Below are 16,065 nucleotides of genomic sequence, written 5' to 3' on the forward strand. Positions count from 1 at the left end.
GTTTTGGACTTTGTCTTTTGTCTTAGGGGGTTCGGCCCTGCGCTGCAATCAAAGGAAGATTGCGATGGCAAGAAATAGCGCAGCCAGAAGTCCCGTGTTGCGGTTGGAGCGGAACAGGGCGAGGCAGAGATCCGGATTCTCGGTGTCAAGTCGGGCCATTTGCCACGTCATATGCAGCCCCATCGCCCAGGGGGCACCCAAGGCAACCACAAGCGCCAGAACAGAGCGTTCGGTGAGTGCTTCGATCACCCCTGCGGCCATCAGCACCACGGTCATGACCAGAAAGCGTTTGAGCCAGCGCGGGGTGTCGTCGCCAAAGCGGAGCGCCGTGGATTTGACCCCGATAAGCGCGTCATCCTCCTTGTCCTGATGGGCATAGATCGTGTCGTAGAAAATCGTCCACGCAATACCCGCGAGGTAGAGAAAGACCGGCGCTGTGGTCAGTTCTCCTGCCACGGCGGCATAGGCCAGAAGCGCGCCCCAGTTGAACGCGATGCCCAGAAAAACCTGCGGCCACCATGTAAAGCGTTTGGCGAAGGGGTAGATCATGACGGGCAGGAGCGACGCGATTCCCAGAACAATCGCGAGCTTTCCGAAGGTGAGGAGAATCACAAAGGCGATGAGGCTTTGGACCACCATCCATGTCACGGCCTGTTTCACGCTCACCTGACCGGCGGGAATGGGGCGGCTCTTGGTCCGCTCCACCTTGTCGTCGATATGGCGGTCGCTGATGTCGTTCCATGTGCAGCCCGCGCCACGCATGAGCCACGCCCCCAAGGCACAGCCGACCATGATCCAGATCGTGCGCGGGCTCAATGTGCCTACCTCTGCGGAGGCCAGAAGCGCCCCCCACCAGCACGGGATCAGCAAAAGCCATGTGCCCACGGGCCGGTCCGCCCGTGACAGTCGCAGGTAGGGCCGCGTCCATGCCGGTGCGCGGTGATCCACCCAGTTGCCTTTCACCGCATCGGCCACCTGTCCGTTTGCCTCTGTGTTTGTCTGCTCTGGCGTCACGCGCTCATCGGTCATATGTAATGTCCATGGTTGAAGCGAAAATCAGGCTCTATGTAGATCACCCACTGGCTGTGGGGCAATCCATTCCTCTGGAACGGGATCAGGCGCATTACCTTTTCGGGGTGATGCGGCAGGGGGAGGGCGCTTATGTCGCGCTCTTCAATTCCCGTGACGGTGAGTTTCTGGCGGAGGTTACGCAAGCGGGCAAGCGTGGTGGCACGTTGACCTGTCGCGAAAAGACCCGTGATTTGCAAATGCCTCCCGACCTTTGGCTCCTGTTTGCGCCTATCAAAAAGACGCGCACGGATTTTATCGTGGAAAAAGCGGCCGAGATGGGCGCAATGCGGATTTGTCCGGTGTCGACCGATTTCACCAATTCCGAACGCATCCGTCAGGACAGGTTGCAGGCACATGCCGTCGAGGCGGCGGAGCAATGCGGCGGCACCTATGTGCCCGAGGTGGCTGACTTGGTCAAACTCGACAAGCTGCTGGCGGATTGGGATCCCGAGCGCCAGATCATGTTCTGTGACGAGGCGCTTGTGGGGGCAGCCGAGGCCTTGGGAGCGGTCAAGGGGGGCAAATGGGCCATTCTGATCGGTCCTGAAGGCGGGTTCTCTGATAAGGAGCGCAAGCGCCTTCATGCGCTGCCCTATGCCCATGCGGTGTCTCTTGGCCCCCGTATCCTGCGCGCCGACACGGCGGCGGTGGCGGCTCTGACAGTGTGGCAGCAGCAGCTTGGAGATTGGGGATGAGACCCGAGGTCAAAGCCATGCTCTGGCGCTGGCGCGAGGTTGTTGTGGCCTTGGTTGTTGTGGCGCTAATGGCGCTTTGGGCATTCTCGTCCTTTGGCATCATGCGCTGGGTCGCGCTTGGTTTTACCGCACTCGCCGTCATTTTTGCCGTGGCCGCCATCCAGCGCGCGCGGTTCAATCGCGGTAGCGGAGGCTTCGGTGCTGTGGAAGTAGATGAGGGCGTTGTGAGTTTTTTCTCGCCCCTGACCGGCGGGCAGGTGGAAATCGAGGCCCTCACCTCCGTGCTTTTGATCCCCACGGGCAAAGGGCAGGCGCATTGGCAACTTGATGTGCCGGGGCAGGCGCCTTTGACGATTCCGGTGAACGCGCACGGGGCGGAGGCCCTATTCGATGTTTTTGTCTCGCTGGACGGGCTGGACACGGAAAAAATGCTGCGGCAAATCAAGCAAACACCGGATCACCCTGTTGTGATCTGGAGGAAACGCACAGCGGTTCTGCACTGAGCGCGGTTTGCTTGCATTGACTTCGCGGCGCGCTTGGCACAACTGTACGCGAACGTTTTACAATCTTTCGGAGCACCTCCCCCATGTCCATTCCTCAATCCGGCGGCGGGCCGATCGAAAGCTATGATGACCTTGTCGGCTACTTCGCGGAGGGCTGTAAGCCCAAGGATCAGTGGAAGATCGGCACGGAGCACGAGAAATTCGGCTATTGCGAAGCACAACAAAAGCCGCTGCCCTATAAGGGTGACTGTTCCATCAAGGCCATTCTTGAGGGATTGCAGGACCGATATGGCTGGAATCCGGTTTTCGAGGGCGAGTATCTCATCGGGCTTGAGTTGAACGGCGCAAATATTTCGCTGGAACCGGGCGGGCAGCTGGAACTGTCCGGCGCGCCTTTGGATACGATCCATCAGACTTGCGATGAGGTGAACGAACATCTCAAGGAAGTGCGCACGGTCGCTGATGAGGTCGGTGCGCGGTTTATTGGCCTCGGCATGGCCCCCAACTGGACGCATGAGGACATGCCTCTGATGCCCAAGGGCCGCTATAAGCTGATGGATGCCTATATGGATACAGTGGGCACGACTGGCACGCAGATGATGCGCCGGACATGCACGGTGCAGGTGAACCTCGATTTCTCCTCCGAGGCCGATATGGTGCAGAAATTCCGCACCGCTCTGGCCTTGCAACCGGTCGCCACGGCTTTGTTCGCCAATTCGCCCTTCAAGGAGGGCAAGCTCAACGGCCATAAAAGCTGGCGCTCCTATATCTGGCGTCATCTCGACCCGTCGCGCACGGGTATGTTGCCCTTCGTGTTCGAAGACGGGATGGGGTTTGAACGCTACACGGAATATGCGCTCGATGTGCCGATGTATTTCGTCTACCGCGATGGCAAATATATCGACGCGCTGGGCATGTCCTTCCGCGATTTCCTCAAAGGCGAACTGCCCGCCCTGCCCGGTGAAAAGCCGACGATGTCCGACTGGGCCGATCACCTTACGACGCTGTTTCCGGAAGCGCGTATCAAGAAATACATGGAGATGCGTGGGGCCGATGGCGGACCTTGGCGTCGCCTTTGTGCGCTGCCTGCGTTCTGGGTTGGCATGATGTATGACCAGACTGCGTTGGATGCGACCTCCGATCTGATCAAAGGCTGGACGCCGGAATTCCGCGAAGAATTGCGCGTGGCCGCTTCGGTCGATGCGCTACAGGCCGAGGTGAACGGCGTAAAAATGCTCGATCTTGCACGCGAATGTGTGTCGATTGCCGAAGCCGGATTGAAAGCCCGCGGTTGTGCCGGTGCCGGTGGTATGATCCCCGATGAGACCCACTTCCTCAGCGCGCTCAAGGACAGCCTCGAAACGAGGCAGGCTCCGGCCGACGAATTGATCGAACGGTTCGAGGGTGACTGGAACGGCGATGTGACCCGCGTGTTTGGCGAATACAGCTACTAACTTTCGCAACCGGTTTTGATCGCGTGGTTAGCCCTTTTGCCCGATCTTGGTTTCCGTTCCGGCCTTGAGACGCGCGATGTTTTCGCGGTGTTTGAAAAAGATCAGAGCGGTCAACACGAGCACCAGAAGAGCACCGTGGAGGTGATAGAAAGCGGCCGTGTAGATCGGCGCCAAAAGTGCGGCCACGAGCGCTGACAGGCTGGAGTAGCGCGTGATCACCGCGACCAAAAGCCATGTCCCGCAGGCCAACAGCCCGACTGGCAAAGACAGCGCCAGCAGCGTGCCCAGAAATGTCGCGACCCCCTTGCCGCCTTTGAAACGCAAGAACACCGGATAGAGATGTCCAAGCATGGCGCACAGCCCTGCGATCCCCGCAGCCTGTTCGCCAACGAGATAACGCGCCAGAAGCACGGCAAGCGCCCCTTTGCCACTGTCCCCGAGAAGCGTCAGAAACGCTGCCAGTTTGTTACCCGTGCGCAAAACATTCGTCGCGCCGATATTGCCCGACCCGATCTGGCGCAGATCACCGAGACCAAAGAGACGCGACATGACAATCCCGAAGGGGATCGAGCCGAGGAGATAGGCAAGGAGGGCTGTGGCGATGAACGTCATAGGTCGGGTCCTCAGGCTTTCTGATGGTTCAAATACTCATTCCGGAGCAGATGGGGTGTGCTTACGCCTCAAAGACGCGCTGTCCGTCAACCCATGTGCCTTTCACTATGCCCTGCATACGGGCGCCGTCGAAAGGTGTGTTTTTGGATTTCGAGCGCAGGGTGAAGCGGTCGAGCACAAAGGGCGCATCGGCATCGAAGAGCACGAGATCGGCCGGTGCGCCTTCGCTCAGGCGTCCGGTTTCAAGGCCCAGCCGTTTCGCGGGGTTCAGGGACATGGCACGGAACAGCTCGGGCAAGGTGAGCTGTCCGGCGTGATACAGTCTTAGTGCTGCGGGCAGCAGGGTTTCGAGCGCCACGGCACCGGAAGCGGCTTCTTCAAACGGCAGGCGCTTGCTCTCTTCGTCTTGTGGCGTGTGCATGGAGGAAATTACATCGACCAGTCCGGACGCCACCGCGCCGACCATGGCGAGGCGGTCTTCTTCGGACCGCAGCGGCGGCTTTACTTTGAAAAAGGTCCGGTAATCGCCGACGTCCAGTTCATTGAGTGTCAGGTGGTGGATCGAGACGCCCGCAGTCACGTCAAACCCGTTCTGTTTGGCGCGTTCCAGCGCGGGCAATGCGCGCGAGGTGGTGATCTGGTCAAAGTGATAGGAGACACCGGTCATCTCGATCATCGCCAGATCACGATCCAACCCCATGCGTTCGGCCATTGGCGATACGGCAGGCAGGCCGCGCAGCGCGGCGAATTTGCCGGACGTGGCGGAAGCCCCTTTCGACAGGCACGGGTCTTGTGGGTGCCCGATCACCAAGGCGCCGCAGGATTTCGCATAGGTCAATGCACGTTGCAGCACCTTGGTGTCCGCCACCACATGATCGCAATCGGTGAAGGCCACCGCACCAGCATCGCGCATAAAGCCGATCTCGACCATCTCGCGCCCTTCGCGCCCCTTGGTGAGCGCGGACATGTGTTTGACCTTGACGATGGCATCGCTGGCCGCGCGGCGCTGGACAAACTCCAGCACTTCCGGCGTGTCGATGGCATTGAGTGTGTCAGGCCGCGTGACGATGGTTGTTACGCCACCAGCCGCTGCCGCACGTCCGGCGGAGGCAAAGCTTTCCTTGTGCCGTTCGCCGGGTTCGGAGACCTTGACCCCCAGATCGACAATCCCCGGAGCGAGGCACTTGCCTGCGCAATCCACATGCGCGCCCTCCGGCGGGGTTCCTGTTCCGGTCTCCGCAATGACATTGCCGTCCAGCCGCAGCCAGCCCAGTGTGTCCGTTTGGGCCTCGGGGTCGATCAGTCGGGCATTGGTGAAAATGGTCATGCTGAGCCTTTCTGAATGTCGCGTATCAGCCCGTAAACGGTGCGGGCGTCGGGGAGTTGCGCAAAAGCGGGGGCGCTGTCGAACTGTCTACCAATGATTGGCTCCGCGCGCCCCTGAAAGCGTATGGTGCCGGGATCTTTCCCGTCGAATTCGACGCCAAGCGAGGGGCGCAGATCAAGCGCCAGAAGGGTCTTGCCTGAAAACGGCAGGTCATTGGCAAAGAACGCCCGCCGTGAACTGAGCGAATACCATGTGCGTCGGGCGATGAACGGACCGATCAGCAAAGGCGCGGCGGTGATCACAAGCCCCGTGCAGAACTGGAACAGGCCGAAGAGCCAGTAGCCGCCTGACAGATAGGTTTTCACCATCCACAACAGGGCAAACACTGCAAAGGTTACACCGAAAAAGGCAAAGGGTATGACCGGTCCGCGCCACTGAATGCTCTGATCCGGCTGCCCTTGCCACAGCACCCGCTCGCCGGGGTGCAGAATGTCCGCCCAGCCCTCTGTCATCCGCCGATCCAGACAAAGGCCGCGACGAAAAAGGCCAGAAAAACCAGAACAACCGTGGCAACCATGCCCGACATGCGGGCGGGCGATTTCGGAGGTTTGCCTTGCGGCAATTGCCCTTTGGCGCTTTCGCTGTCGATACCGATGACGGGTGGAATGTCATGCGCTGTGCCGAAGCGGGCGATCAGTTGAAACGGCGGCTCCGGTGAAAGCCGCGTGTCTTCGTCATTCAGGGCTTTGGCATGGATCAGAAGAACGGGACCGGTCAGGGCGTCTAGCCGAGGGGCGGCGTCCCCGATGTCGAATCCGCCAGCTTCGGAAAGATACCGCGCAAAGCCGTAGTCGCGCATCGTTGCCATATCGAACCGTTCCACATGGGCCATGTCCGGCGCGGCCCAAAGCCCCAAAGCCTCTGCAATCGCTTCTGGCGTGAGGGCTTCGAGTTCGTCGAGGGTGCCGTCAAAGGACAGCACCCAGACCAGTTTCCGGCCCATATGCGGAATGTCGAGCGGGTCGCTCACACCATCACCCCTGCGTCCGCCTCACGCGCGGCTTTGAGGTTGCGGGCCAGCAGGTCCATGGCCGCCATACGCACGGCGACGCCCATTTCCACCTGTTCCTGAATGACAGACCGGTTGATGTCGTCGGCAATGGTGCCGTCGATCTCGACACCTCGGTTCATCGGGCCGGGGTGCATCACGATGGCATCGGGTTTGGCATGGGCCAGTTTGTCGGCGTCCAGCCCGTAGCGGTAGAAATATTCGCGCTCCGACGGGATGAATCCGCCATCCATGCGCTCTTTTTGAAGCCGCAGCATCATCACCACATCGACGTCTTTGAGCCCCTCGGCCATGTCGTCGTAAATCTCGCAGCCGAATTCTTTGAATTGCTGTGGCACAAGCGTGGGTGGGCCGACAAGGCGCACGCGGTTTTCCATCTTGCCCAAAAGCATGAGGTTTGAACGCGCCACGCGGCTGTGGGCGATATCGCCACAAATCGCGATGTTGAGGCGGTGCAACCGTCCCTTCGCTCGCCGGATCGTCAAAGCGTCCAGCAAAGCCTGCGTCGGATGTTCGTGCTTGCCGTCGCCCGCGTTCAGCACGGCGCAGTTGACCTTTTGCGCCAACAGATCGACCGCTCCAGAATGCGGGTGGCGCACGACGAGCAGATCGGGGTGCATGGCGTTGAGTGTCAGCGCCGTATCAATCAGCGTTTCGCCCTTTTTGATCGAGCTGGCCTGCATCGCCATGTTCATCACATCCGCACCGAGGCGCTTGCCCGCCAGTTCAAAGGAGGACTGCGTGCGCGTCGAATTTTCGAAGAACATGTTGATCTGGGTCAGGCCCTTGAGCGCGTCCGAATGTTTGTTGGCCTGACGATTCAGGTCGACGTAGCGTTCAGCCACATCCAGAACGGTGGTGATCTCATCGGGATGAAGCGGCTCGATCCCCAGAAGGTGTTTTTGCCGGAATGCCATGAGAGATGCCCCCTGTGCTCTTTCCCATGCTTATAGAAAAGCACGGGCAGGCGGGCAATGCGCCTTTATACTCTTTTACGAGATTTACCTCTGCGGTCCGGCCCTGTAGCTTCGCGCCTATGGAGACTCAGATCGATTATTGGCAGGCACATGCTCTTTTGGAGTGGCAGATCGAACTCGGCGCAGCCGAGGCGATCTCCGAGTCGCCAGTCAATCGCTATGAAATCCCTGAGAAAGCGCCCAAACCCGCCGCGCAAAAGGCCCCGACCGTCACTCATCAGCCAGAGAAAGAGGATGATGCAAGCGAGGTCGCGCTAAAACTGGCGCAGTCCGCAGGCTCTCTGGAGGCGCTGCGCGAAGCCATGGCGGGCTTCGACCTTTGTGATCTGAAACGTGGTGCGCGCAATTTAGTGTTCTCTGACGGGAATCCGAAATCCCGCGTGATGATCATCGGCGAGGCACCGGGGCGCGAGGAAGATATTCAGGGCAAGCCGTTCGTCGGGCGCTCGGGTCAGCTTCTGGACAAGATGTTCGCGGCCATCGGCTTGGATCGCGCGTCACCGGATGCGCAGACGGCGCTTTACATCACCAACCCGATTCCGTGGCGACCACCGGAGAATCGCGATCCGTCTCCGGCAGAAATCGCCATGCTCAAACCGTTTCTCATGCGCCATATCGAACTGGCCGATCCGGATGTGATTGTTCTGATGGGCAACTGGGCCTGCACCGCGCTGCTCGGGCGGGCGGGGATCACGCGACTTCGGGGTAAATGGCAAACCGTGATGGGCAAGCCCGCGATGCCGATGATCCATCCCCAATATCTCTTGCGCACGCCGATTGCCAAACGCGAGGCTTGGGCCGATCTTCTCGAAATTCAGGCGAAATTGAAATCCTAATTCAGGGGCCGCTATGAGCCATATCGACGAAACCCTCGACTTTATCCCTGTTCGCATCGCGGTTCTGACCGTTTCTGACACGCGCAGCTTTGATGAGGATCGCTCCGGCGCCACTTTGGTCAAAATGATCGAAGAGGCAGGGCATGTGGTGGCGGAGCGCAAGATTGTCACCGATGACCGCCCGCTGATCCGAGATCAGCTCAAGGACTGGATCGCGGACGAAAATGTGGATGTGGTGATCTCCACCGGCGGTACCGGATTGACGGGGCGGGATGTAACGGTCGAGGCGCATCGCGATGTCTATGAGAAAGAGATCGACGCTTTCGGCACGGTTTTCACCATCGTCTCCATGCAGAAAATCGGCACCTCCGCCGTGCAGTCGCGTGCGACCGGCGGCGTGGCGGGGGGAACCTATCTGTTCGCGCTGCCCGGTTCGACCGGCGCGTGCAAGGATGCGTGGAACGAGATTCTCAAGCTCCAACTCGATTACCGGCACAAGCCCTGCAATTTCGTCCAGATTCTTCCGCGTCTCGACGAGCACAAACGCCGGAAGTGATCGGCGGTTTCAGCTTCCGGTGCATCCGCGCGCTTCATAGGCCTGACCGCCACCGATGACAGAGATGGTCAGGGCAGAGCGGTCGATGAAAAACGGCTGCGCATTGGTGGGCACCAGATCGCTTTGCACTTCAACCGTGTCGCCGTTGCGTGTCATCTGTGATTCGGAAATCCAGATGGAGCTGTCGGGATGTTCGATTATGGCGACGGCCTCGCCGGGCATCTCCGGAATCTTGAGGGTTGCGGTCAGGCGCATTCCGTCGGAAATCGGCGTGGCGTCACAGATGGCATGTGTGATCTCGGTCGGGCGATCGGCCAAAGAGGTTTTGATCTGGTCGCTGAATGCGCCCGTGCCATCGGAAGATAGCGCCGCATTCAACTGCGCCTGTATCGGCACGCAGATGTCGTTGCAGACACCAAGGTCCATGGTGCCCTCAAGCCGGATTTCGCCTTGCTCATCGGGGATTAGCTCGATCGGCAGGATCAATTCGTCTTCATAGCCCAGATACCACATACCATTGTCTGTGAAGAGTTCCGGCACGGGCCAGTGCAATTCCATATGGGACAGGTTTTCCGAATCCGAGAGGTCGAATGTGGGCGGGATGCCGCTTTCTCCGGGGCTGCGCCAATAAGTATGCCAACCGTCGGCGAGGCGTATGCGGATGGCGGCCATGCGGTGGCCGTTGTCCATTTGCCAGCCGGGTAGAATGTCGACCCGGGCCATGTCGGACGCCTCCTGTGCTACGACAGGGGCGGAGAGGCCGAGGGTGAGCGCGGTCATAAGTGGGGCAAAGATGCGTGTCATGCGCCCGATATAGGCACAGACCCTTTCAAGACAAACTCACATTTGGACGATCTGGCCGTGAAGACCTTGCCCTGTTGCGCTTGGGGCGCAATTTCGTCCTGTTTCTCGCAAGAAAGTGAGCAAACGGGCATATGAAGAGCGTGAGGGACTCAACTTTCGGAAAAGGGACCCTACATCTGTCTCATGGGCCGCTGTGGCGGTTTTCGGTCAGCTTGTTTCAGCTTTCATGAAAAACGCTGGAGCGAAGCCTTGCACCTTGGGTCACATTACGATGTGTTGGGGATATGGAACCACAATCTTCTGATCTGACAGGAAAGCTCCTGATCGCGATGCCGGGCATCGGAGATCCGCGTTTTGAAAATGCGGTCGTCTTTATGTGCGCCCATTCGCCGGAAGGTGCGATGGGCTTGATGATCAACAAACGCTCCGAAGAGATCGCCGTCGCAGATGTGCTCGATCAGCTGGAGATTCGTCCCAGCCCCGATATGCGGCCTTTGCCTGTCCACTTTGGCGGGCCGGTCGAAATCGGGCGCGGGTTTGTCCTGCATAGCACGGATTATGACGCGGATCATGCCTCTATGGAGGTCGGGGACGCCTATGCCATGACCGCCTCGCGCGATATTTTGCGGGATATGGCGCTTGGTTCGGGGCCGGCTGAGCGGATTTTGTGCCTTGGCTATGCCGGATGGGGGCCGGGGCAACTCGAAGGCGAGATCGCCCAGAACGGCTGGCTCAGTTGCGATGCGGCTCCCGACATTGTCTTTGAGACGCCGGATGCACAAAAATGGGAAGCCGCCCTTTTGTCTCTTGGGGTGAGCCCCGCGCTTTTGTCCGGAGACGCGGGTCGCGCCTGATCCTGTCTGTGACGCAGCGTTCAGGTTGGGGGATGAACGGGGCTTCGTTACTCTGGGTGAAACTGCGGTGAGGCCCGTCATGGCACAGTGACCCGCTCAGGAGGAGATTTCTATGACCTATCGCGCTCCGGTGTCGGATTATCAGTTCATTTTTGACCACATTGTCGATTTTTCCGCTGTGCTGAACAGCGAAAGCTTTTCGGATGTCGATCAGGACACGGTTCTGGCCATTCTCGAAGAGGCCGGCAAACTGGCAAGCGACGTGATCGCGCCGCTGGATCGCGGCGGCGATTTGAACCCCGCGCAACTGGTCGATGGTGTGGTGAAGACCTCTCCGGGCTTTGCCGATGCTTTGGGACAGGTGGCCGAAGGCGGATGGATCGGCATGTTGGCCTCGCCGGACAATGGCGGCATGGGCCTGCCCCTTACGGTTGGTACGGCGGTCAATGACATGATGTCGGGAGCCTGTTTGGCGCTCTCGCTCTACCCGCTTATGTGTCAGGGCCAGATCGAGGCGCTGGAACATCACGCATCTGATGATCTCAAGGCTGTGTATCTGCCAAAACTCGTTTCCGGTGAATGGTGCGGGACGATGAACCTCACGGAACCGGGCGCAGGTTCGGATGTGGGCGCCCTGCGCACCAAGGCGGAGCGCAACGGGGACGGGTCATATAGCATCACGGGTCAGAAGATTTTCATCACTTGGGGCGACAATGATTTCTCCGAGAACGTCTGTCACCTCGTTCTGGCGCGACTGCCGGACGGTGCGCCGGGAACCAAGGGTATTTCCCTGTTCATGGTGCCGAAAGTGATCCCGAATGAAGACGGGTCTTTGGGCGAAAAGAACAGCCTGCATGTGGTGAGCCTTGAACATAAACTGGGCATCCACGGGTCTCCGACCTGTGTGATGGAATATGACGGGGCCAAGGGCTGGCTCGTCGGTGAAGAGCATCAGGGCATGAAATGTATGTTCACCATGATGAACAACGCGCGCCTTGGCGTCGGGGTTCAGGGCGTGGGCATTGCAGAGGCCGCGACGCAAAAGGCGTTGGCCTATGCGCAGGACCGAGTGCAGGGCAAGTCTCCGCTAGGCAATGAAGGGGCGGGGATTATCGACCACGCCGATGTGCGCCGGATGCTGGCGACCATGCGGGCGGATACGTTCGTGGCGCGGTCTATCGCTCTGGCCTGTGGCGTGGCGCTTGATCTCGGGCGCACGGTTCCGGAACAGCAGGCGCGCGGTGCGTTCCTGATCCCGATTGCCAAGGCTTTCTCTACCGACATCGGGCATGAAGTTGCCCAGACTGGCGTGCAGGTGCATGGCGGCATGGGCTATATCGAGGAAACAGGTGCGGCGCAGTATGCCCGCGACGCGCGGATCACGTCGATCTATGAAGGCACCAACGGTATTCAGGCGATGGACCTTGTCGGGCGCAAGCTGATGGACGGGGGCGAGGCGGCCTTTGCCCTGCTCGACGAGATCGAAACCTTTGCCGAAGCCGCGCGGGCCACTCTTCCGAAACGCGCCATTGCGGTCTGGAACAGCGCCGAAACCCTGCGTGAAGGGTTGGAGACTGTTCTGACCTTGCCCATGAACGACCGGTTCGGCGTGGCGGTGCCGTTCCTGCGGGCCTTTGCGCGTGTTCTGGGCGGGTATTTCCATTTGAAAGCCGCGATTGCCGAAGGGGGCGACGGGCCACGCTCGCGTCTTGCGGCTTTCTACATCAAGCGTATGCTGCCAGAACATAGGGCTTTGCTGGCGCAGGTGCGTCTCGGTGCCCAAGATATTTATGCCTTGAGTCCAGAGGATCTGACAGTCTGATGTTTACCCCGATCCGCACGCCCTTCGAGCCACCCGAAACGGGAGGCGTGGTGGAGGTTGCGGAGGGGGTGCTCTGGACGAGAATGCCTTTGCCGCCGCCTTTGGGGCATGTGAATGTCTATGCGTTTGACGAGGGCGATGGCTGGAGCGTGGTGGACACGGGGGTGGACACAGGCAAAAGCCGCCGTCTTTGGTCGGAGTTCATGGCCGGACCACTTGGGGGCCGCCCTGTCAAACGGGTGATCGTGACCCATCACCACCTCGACCATATCGGGCTGGCGGGCTGGTTAATCGCTGAACATGGCGCGGAGCTTCTGACCAGCCGCACGTCTTACCTTATGGCGCGGATGCTTCGGCTGGATGTGCAGGAGGCCCCGACTGCAGAGATGCTGGCCTTTTGGCGCTCTTGCGGGATGGCACCGGAGATCTACGAAAAGCGCCTGAACGAGCGCCCTTTTAATACCGCTGATGCGGTGCATGCCCTGCCTTTGGGCTATACCCGCTTGCAAGACGGCGACGAGATCGAGATTGGCGGACGCCTGTGGGACATTCGCACAGGCGACGGTCATGCGCCCGAACATCTGACATTCTGGAGCCGTGATGCGCACTTGGTGATTGGCGGCGATCAGCTGCTGGGCGGGATTTCTCCCAACCTTGGGGTATCGGCCACAGAACCCGAGGCGGACCCTGTGGGCGAGTGGCTGGTGTCTTGTGAGCGTTTCGTGCCCCATGCCCGCGACACGCATCTGGTGCTGACCGGCCACAAGCTGCCCTATACAGGTCTGCCTGCGCGGCTGACCCATCTGATCGAGAATCACCGTCATGCTCTGGCGCGTTTAACCGAGGCCCTGTCGGAGCCGCGCACGGCCTGCGACTGTTTCGAGGTTCTGTTCAAGCGTCCGATCAAAAAGGGCGAATACGGTTTGGCGATGGTCGAAGCGATGGCCCATTGCCGCCATCTTGAACGGCTTGGGGTTGTGTCTGGACGTAGGCGTGAAGATGGTGCCATCCTGTGGCAAACAGGAGAATGACCATGAGCGATATGATCCGCACCACTGCCGAGGCGCATGAAAGCACCGCCCTGCCGCAAGCGCGGGTGGTTCATGCCGATCCTGACGCCTGTTCTGCGGAACAGAAACCGCTGCCGGATGCTATGGCCCGCAAGCCCGTCGCAGAGAAAAGCGCCGCCGAATGGGCCTATGAACGGCTGATCCTCTACATCCAGAATTTCGAGGAACAGCTCGATAGCGAACACGAGATCGCGATGGGTTTCGCCGGCTCCGACACAGGTGTGATGCGGATTGAGGGAATCGGCTTTTTCGACCCCGATATCGTGACCTTTTATGGAACCGATGCGGCGGGCACGAAAACCCAGCTGATCCAGCATGTCAGCCAGCTCAATGTGATGTTGCGGGCCTTGCCGAAACAGATCGAAGACAAAGCCCCCGCACGGATCGGCTTTCGCCTTGTGGCCGATCTGGAACAGGAGCAGGCAGCAGAACAGCCGGATGAGACAGCCAACGGGTGACAGACGCCTCTGAATCGTCTAATTCAATAGGAAATATCACAGGGGAAACGCACTATGGCTGAACACAAACACGGTGAAATGGATATTTCGGTTCAGGAAAAGACCTTCGACGGCTTTATCAAGTGGTCGATCGGTGTGGCCGGAGCTAGCATTTTCGTTCTACTCATCATGGCCGTTTTCAACAGTTGATCTACTAAGGCCGGGAGCCGAAACTTTGCACATTTTGCATCGAGCCTTTTGGCTCCTGTCGCTTGTCGTTCTCACCGCATGTGGGGCCGCAGAACCCAAATGGGCGCCTGACGCCGATGTTGCACGCTCGCATTATGTGCATGGCGCCCCCTATGAGCTGACATTGTTCACAGTGATCAACAACCGCCACGGTGGCGGGGGCCATAGCGCGCTTATGGTTAATGCGCCTTCCGAGCGGGTGATTTTTGATCCGGCAGGCACGTTCTATCATCCGCATTTGCCAGAACGGAATGATGTCCATTTCGGAATGAGCGATGCCGCCGTTGACTTTTACATTGATTACCATGCGCGGGTGAGCTGGCATGTCGTCGAACAGACGGTTCAGGTGAGCCCCGAAGTCGCCACGCTCGCTCTGGCCAAGGTGCAGGCCTATGGTGCGGTGCCCAAGGCCATGTGCGCCAGAAGCATCTCCGATATTTTAAGAAGTCTGCCCGGCTTTGAAGCGACGCCACATACGATGTCCCCGAAGAAGCTGATGAACTGGTTCGGGGAATTGCAGGGCGTGACCGAGCAAAAGTTTTATGACGACAGTCCGGATGACAATGGCCGGTTGGTGCAGGCCCCGCCCTTGCTGCTGGCACACGGTGGGGCTTGAGCCTTATCCCAGAAATGCGCCGAGGCCAAAGAACAGGCCCAAGCCCGTCAGGATCGCCCAGAGCACGTTTTTGGTCCAGACCCCGACAATGATTGTCACCGCCGCGCAAAACAGGCGTAGCGGGTCCGCCTCCGCCTTCGCGCCCAAGAGCATGGGGGCCACAACGGCGGGGAGAACGGCCACCGGCGTATAACGCAAAAGACGCAACAGCCATGCGGGAAGGGGGCGGTCTCCGACGAGGCCCAGAAACGAAAAGCGGATCAGGAAGGTGCCCGCTGCCATCCCGAGGATGACGATCCAGATTTCTGTCGTGCTGGCTTCAATCATGCCGCATCCTTTCTCTTTTCCATCCAGACTTCGATCTGGGCACCTACAACAAGAGCAACACATGCGGCCACCAACAGGCCGGTGCCATAGGGCATAAAGCTCAAGACCAGCACAAGAACAACCGAGGTGAGCGCGGAGGCCATATGGGCCAGTGTTTTCAACATGGGCGCAACCACGGCCAGAAATGTGATCGGCACAGCAAAATCAACGCCGATGTCAGAGGGGATGCGCTCGCCAAGCAATGCGCCGATCAGCGTGAGCGCATACCATGCAACGCCAATCGGAATGGCAGTGCCGAAAAAGTAGCCGAGTTTTTCGGACAGGTTCATGTCCGGCTCTTTCTCGAACTTGATCGTCGAAAGCGCATAGGGCTGATCGTAGAGCATATAAGCCGCAAAGGCGCGGGTGAGGAGCGAGGCTTTGCCCAGATGCGGTGTGATGGATGCGGAATACATCCCCATACGCAGGTTCACCGCCAGTGCGGTGGCGAGAACGATCACAGTCGGGGCGTTTTCCGTCATGAGTTGAAGCGCGGCCAACTGTGCAGAGCCCGCGATCACGAGAATGGAAAAGCCCATGACTTCTACGACATTGAGACCGGCCTGCGTGGCAATCGCGCCGAAAATGGCGGCAAACGGCCAGATGACGATATGGAAGGGCAGGCCGTCTTTGGCCCCTTGAAGAAATTGCCGTGCAGCAGGTGAAGAAATCATAGAATCCATCGCTTTGAAGCCTGTCGCATTTCCCTTGCCTCGCAAGGTGAGTGTGAAAGGCCCTCTACATCAA

The 16,065-nt window shown here is 59.3% G+C and carries 20 protein-coding genes; 11 read left to right on the top strand and 9 right to left on the bottom strand.

All coding sequences use genetic code 11. The features are described from left to right. Window positions 1-48: 48 nt before the first annotated feature. On the bottom strand, window positions 49-1,029 hold the full coding sequence (gene ubiA / locus KO492_RS17340) for a 4-hydroxybenzoate octaprenyltransferase (protein WP_216046128.1): 981 nt from the start codon (window positions 1,027-1,029) through the stop codon (window positions 49-51). Between the two features lie 11 nt (window positions 1,030-1,040). Between ubiA and KO492_RS17345 the strand changes: the two genes are divergently transcribed. The 3 genes from KO492_RS17345 (at window position 1,041) to KO492_RS17355 (ending at window position 3,723) form a co-directional block, all read left to right on the top strand. Next, window positions 1,041-1,766, top strand: a complete 726-nt coding sequence (locus KO492_RS17345; RefSeq protein WP_216046324.1) for a 16S rRNA (uracil(1498)-N(3))-methyltransferase — start codon at window positions 1,041-1,043, stop codon at window positions 1,764-1,766. Continuing rightward, a complete protein-coding gene (locus KO492_RS17350) occupies window positions 1,763-2,269 on the top strand; it encodes a hypothetical protein (RefSeq protein ID WP_216046129.1) in 507 nt (168 codons plus the stop codon). Before KO492_RS17345 ends, KO492_RS17350 begins: the two co-directional genes overlap by 4 nt. Window positions 2,270-2,352: 83 nt before the next feature. Beyond that, the gene (locus KO492_RS17355) at window positions 2,353-3,723 is read left to right on the top strand and encodes a glutamate--cysteine ligase (RefSeq protein WP_216046130.1); all 1,371 of its coding nucleotides are present in this window, start codon (window positions 2,353-2,355) and stop codon (window positions 3,721-3,723) included. Between the two features lie 27 nt (window positions 3,724-3,750). Here the strand turns inward: KO492_RS17355 and plsY are convergent, their stop codons facing one another. The 5 genes from plsY to KO492_RS17380 all read right to left on the bottom strand — a co-directional run bounded on the left by plsY (window position 3,751) and on the right by KO492_RS17380 (window position 7,648). Further along, window positions 3,751-4,335: a glycerol-3-phosphate 1-O-acyltransferase PlsY gene (gene plsY, locus KO492_RS17360; RefSeq protein WP_216046131.1), complete on the bottom strand. Its 585-nt coding sequence runs from the start codon at window positions 4,333-4,335 to the stop codon at window positions 3,751-3,753. A gap of 61 nt (window positions 4,336-4,396) precedes the next feature. After that, window positions 4,397-5,662, bottom strand: coding sequence for a dihydroorotase (pyrC, locus tag KO492_RS17365; RefSeq protein WP_216046132.1), 1,266 nt, complete (start codon window positions 5,660-5,662; stop codon window positions 4,397-4,399). Beyond that, window positions 5,659-6,174 (bottom strand): hypothetical protein, encoded by a 516-nt coding sequence (locus KO492_RS17370; RefSeq protein ID WP_216046133.1) that lies wholly within the window; start codon window positions 6,172-6,174, stop codon window positions 5,659-5,661. The genes pyrC and KO492_RS17370 overlap by 4 nt, the downstream gene beginning before the upstream one ends. Next, window positions 6,171-6,692 carry a hypothetical protein gene (locus tag KO492_RS17375; RefSeq protein ID WP_216046134.1) on the bottom strand — a complete coding sequence of 174 codons (522 nt, stop codon included), beginning with the start codon at window positions 6,690-6,692 and terminating at the stop codon, window positions 6,171-6,173. The genes KO492_RS17370 and KO492_RS17375 overlap by 4 nt, the downstream gene beginning before the upstream one ends. Next, window positions 6,689-7,648 (bottom strand): aspartate carbamoyltransferase catalytic subunit, encoded by a 960-nt coding sequence (locus KO492_RS17380; RefSeq protein WP_216046135.1) that lies wholly within the window; start codon window positions 7,646-7,648, stop codon window positions 6,689-6,691. The genes KO492_RS17375 and KO492_RS17380 overlap by 4 nt, the downstream gene beginning before the upstream one ends. A gap of 119 nt (window positions 7,649-7,767) precedes the next feature. Here KO492_RS17380 and KO492_RS17385 point away from each other — a divergent pair, with 119 nt between their 5' ends. Together KO492_RS17385 and moaB are read left to right on the top strand one after the other, a co-directional pair. After that, window positions 7,768-8,544, top strand: a complete 777-nt coding sequence (locus KO492_RS17385) for a uracil-DNA glycosylase (RefSeq protein WP_216046136.1) — start codon at window positions 7,768-7,770, stop codon at window positions 8,542-8,544. A gap of 13 nt (window positions 8,545-8,557) precedes the next feature. Next, complete coding sequence (gene moaB, locus KO492_RS17390; RefSeq protein WP_216046137.1) at window positions 8,558-9,100, top strand: molybdenum cofactor biosynthesis protein B; 543 nt, start codon at window positions 8,558-8,560, stop codon at window positions 9,098-9,100. 9 nt (window positions 9,101-9,109) lie between these two features. On the opposite strand, the gene KO492_RS17395 is transcribed toward moaB, so the two are convergent. Then, on the bottom strand, window positions 9,110-9,823 hold the full coding sequence (locus KO492_RS17395; RefSeq protein ID WP_216046138.1) for a protein-disulfide reductase DsbD domain-containing protein: 714 nt from the start codon (window positions 9,821-9,823) through the stop codon (window positions 9,110-9,112). 365 nt (window positions 9,824-10,188) lie between these two features. Here KO492_RS17395 and KO492_RS17400 point away from each other — a divergent pair, with 365 nt between their 5' ends. The 6 genes from KO492_RS17400 (at window position 10,189) to KO492_RS17425 (ending at window position 14,952) form a co-directional block, all read left to right on the top strand. Then, window positions 10,189-10,758, top strand: coding sequence for a YqgE/AlgH family protein (locus tag KO492_RS17400; protein ID WP_216046139.1), 570 nt, complete (start codon window positions 10,189-10,191; stop codon window positions 10,756-10,758). A 112-nt stretch (window positions 10,759-10,870) separates the two neighbouring features. Then, on the top strand, window positions 10,871-12,580 hold the full coding sequence (locus tag KO492_RS17405) for an acyl-CoA dehydrogenase (RefSeq protein WP_216046140.1): 1,710 nt from the start codon (window positions 10,871-10,873) through the stop codon (window positions 12,578-12,580). Beyond that, on the top strand, window positions 12,580-13,611 hold the full coding sequence (locus tag KO492_RS17410; RefSeq protein WP_216046141.1) for an MBL fold metallo-hydrolase: 1,032 nt from the start codon (window positions 12,580-12,582) through the stop codon (window positions 13,609-13,611). Before KO492_RS17405 ends, KO492_RS17410 begins: the two co-directional genes overlap by 1 nt. Window positions 13,612-13,613: 2 nt before the next feature. Further along, on the top strand, window positions 13,614-14,108 hold the full coding sequence (locus KO492_RS17415; protein ID WP_216046142.1) for a DUF6173 family protein: 495 nt from the start codon (window positions 13,614-13,616) through the stop codon (window positions 14,106-14,108). Between the two features lie 54 nt (window positions 14,109-14,162). Then, window positions 14,163-14,297, top strand: coding sequence for an aa3-type cytochrome c oxidase subunit IV (locus KO492_RS17420; protein ID WP_066600573.1), 135 nt, complete (start codon window positions 14,163-14,165; stop codon window positions 14,295-14,297). A 25-nt stretch (window positions 14,298-14,322) separates the two neighbouring features. Further along, window positions 14,323-14,952, top strand: coding sequence for a hypothetical protein (locus KO492_RS17425; RefSeq protein WP_231730478.1), 630 nt, complete (start codon window positions 14,323-14,325; stop codon window positions 14,950-14,952). A gap of 3 nt (window positions 14,953-14,955) precedes the next feature. On the opposite strand, the gene KO492_RS17430 is transcribed toward KO492_RS17425, so the two are convergent. Beyond that, on the bottom strand, window positions 14,956-15,279 hold the full coding sequence (locus tag KO492_RS17430; RefSeq protein ID WP_216046143.1) for an AzlD domain-containing protein: 324 nt from the start codon (window positions 15,277-15,279) through the stop codon (window positions 14,956-14,958). Next, on the bottom strand, window positions 15,276-15,992 hold the full coding sequence (locus KO492_RS17435; protein WP_066600708.1) for an AzlC family ABC transporter permease: 717 nt from the start codon (window positions 15,990-15,992) through the stop codon (window positions 15,276-15,278). The genes KO492_RS17430 and KO492_RS17435 overlap by 4 nt, the downstream gene beginning before the upstream one ends. Window positions 15,993-16,065 lie beyond the last annotated feature (73 nt).

The organism is Celeribacter halophilus, from assembly GCF_018860305.1.
GTDB lineage: Bacteria > Pseudomonadota > Alphaproteobacteria > Rhodobacterales > Rhodobacteraceae > Celeribacter > Celeribacter halophilus_A.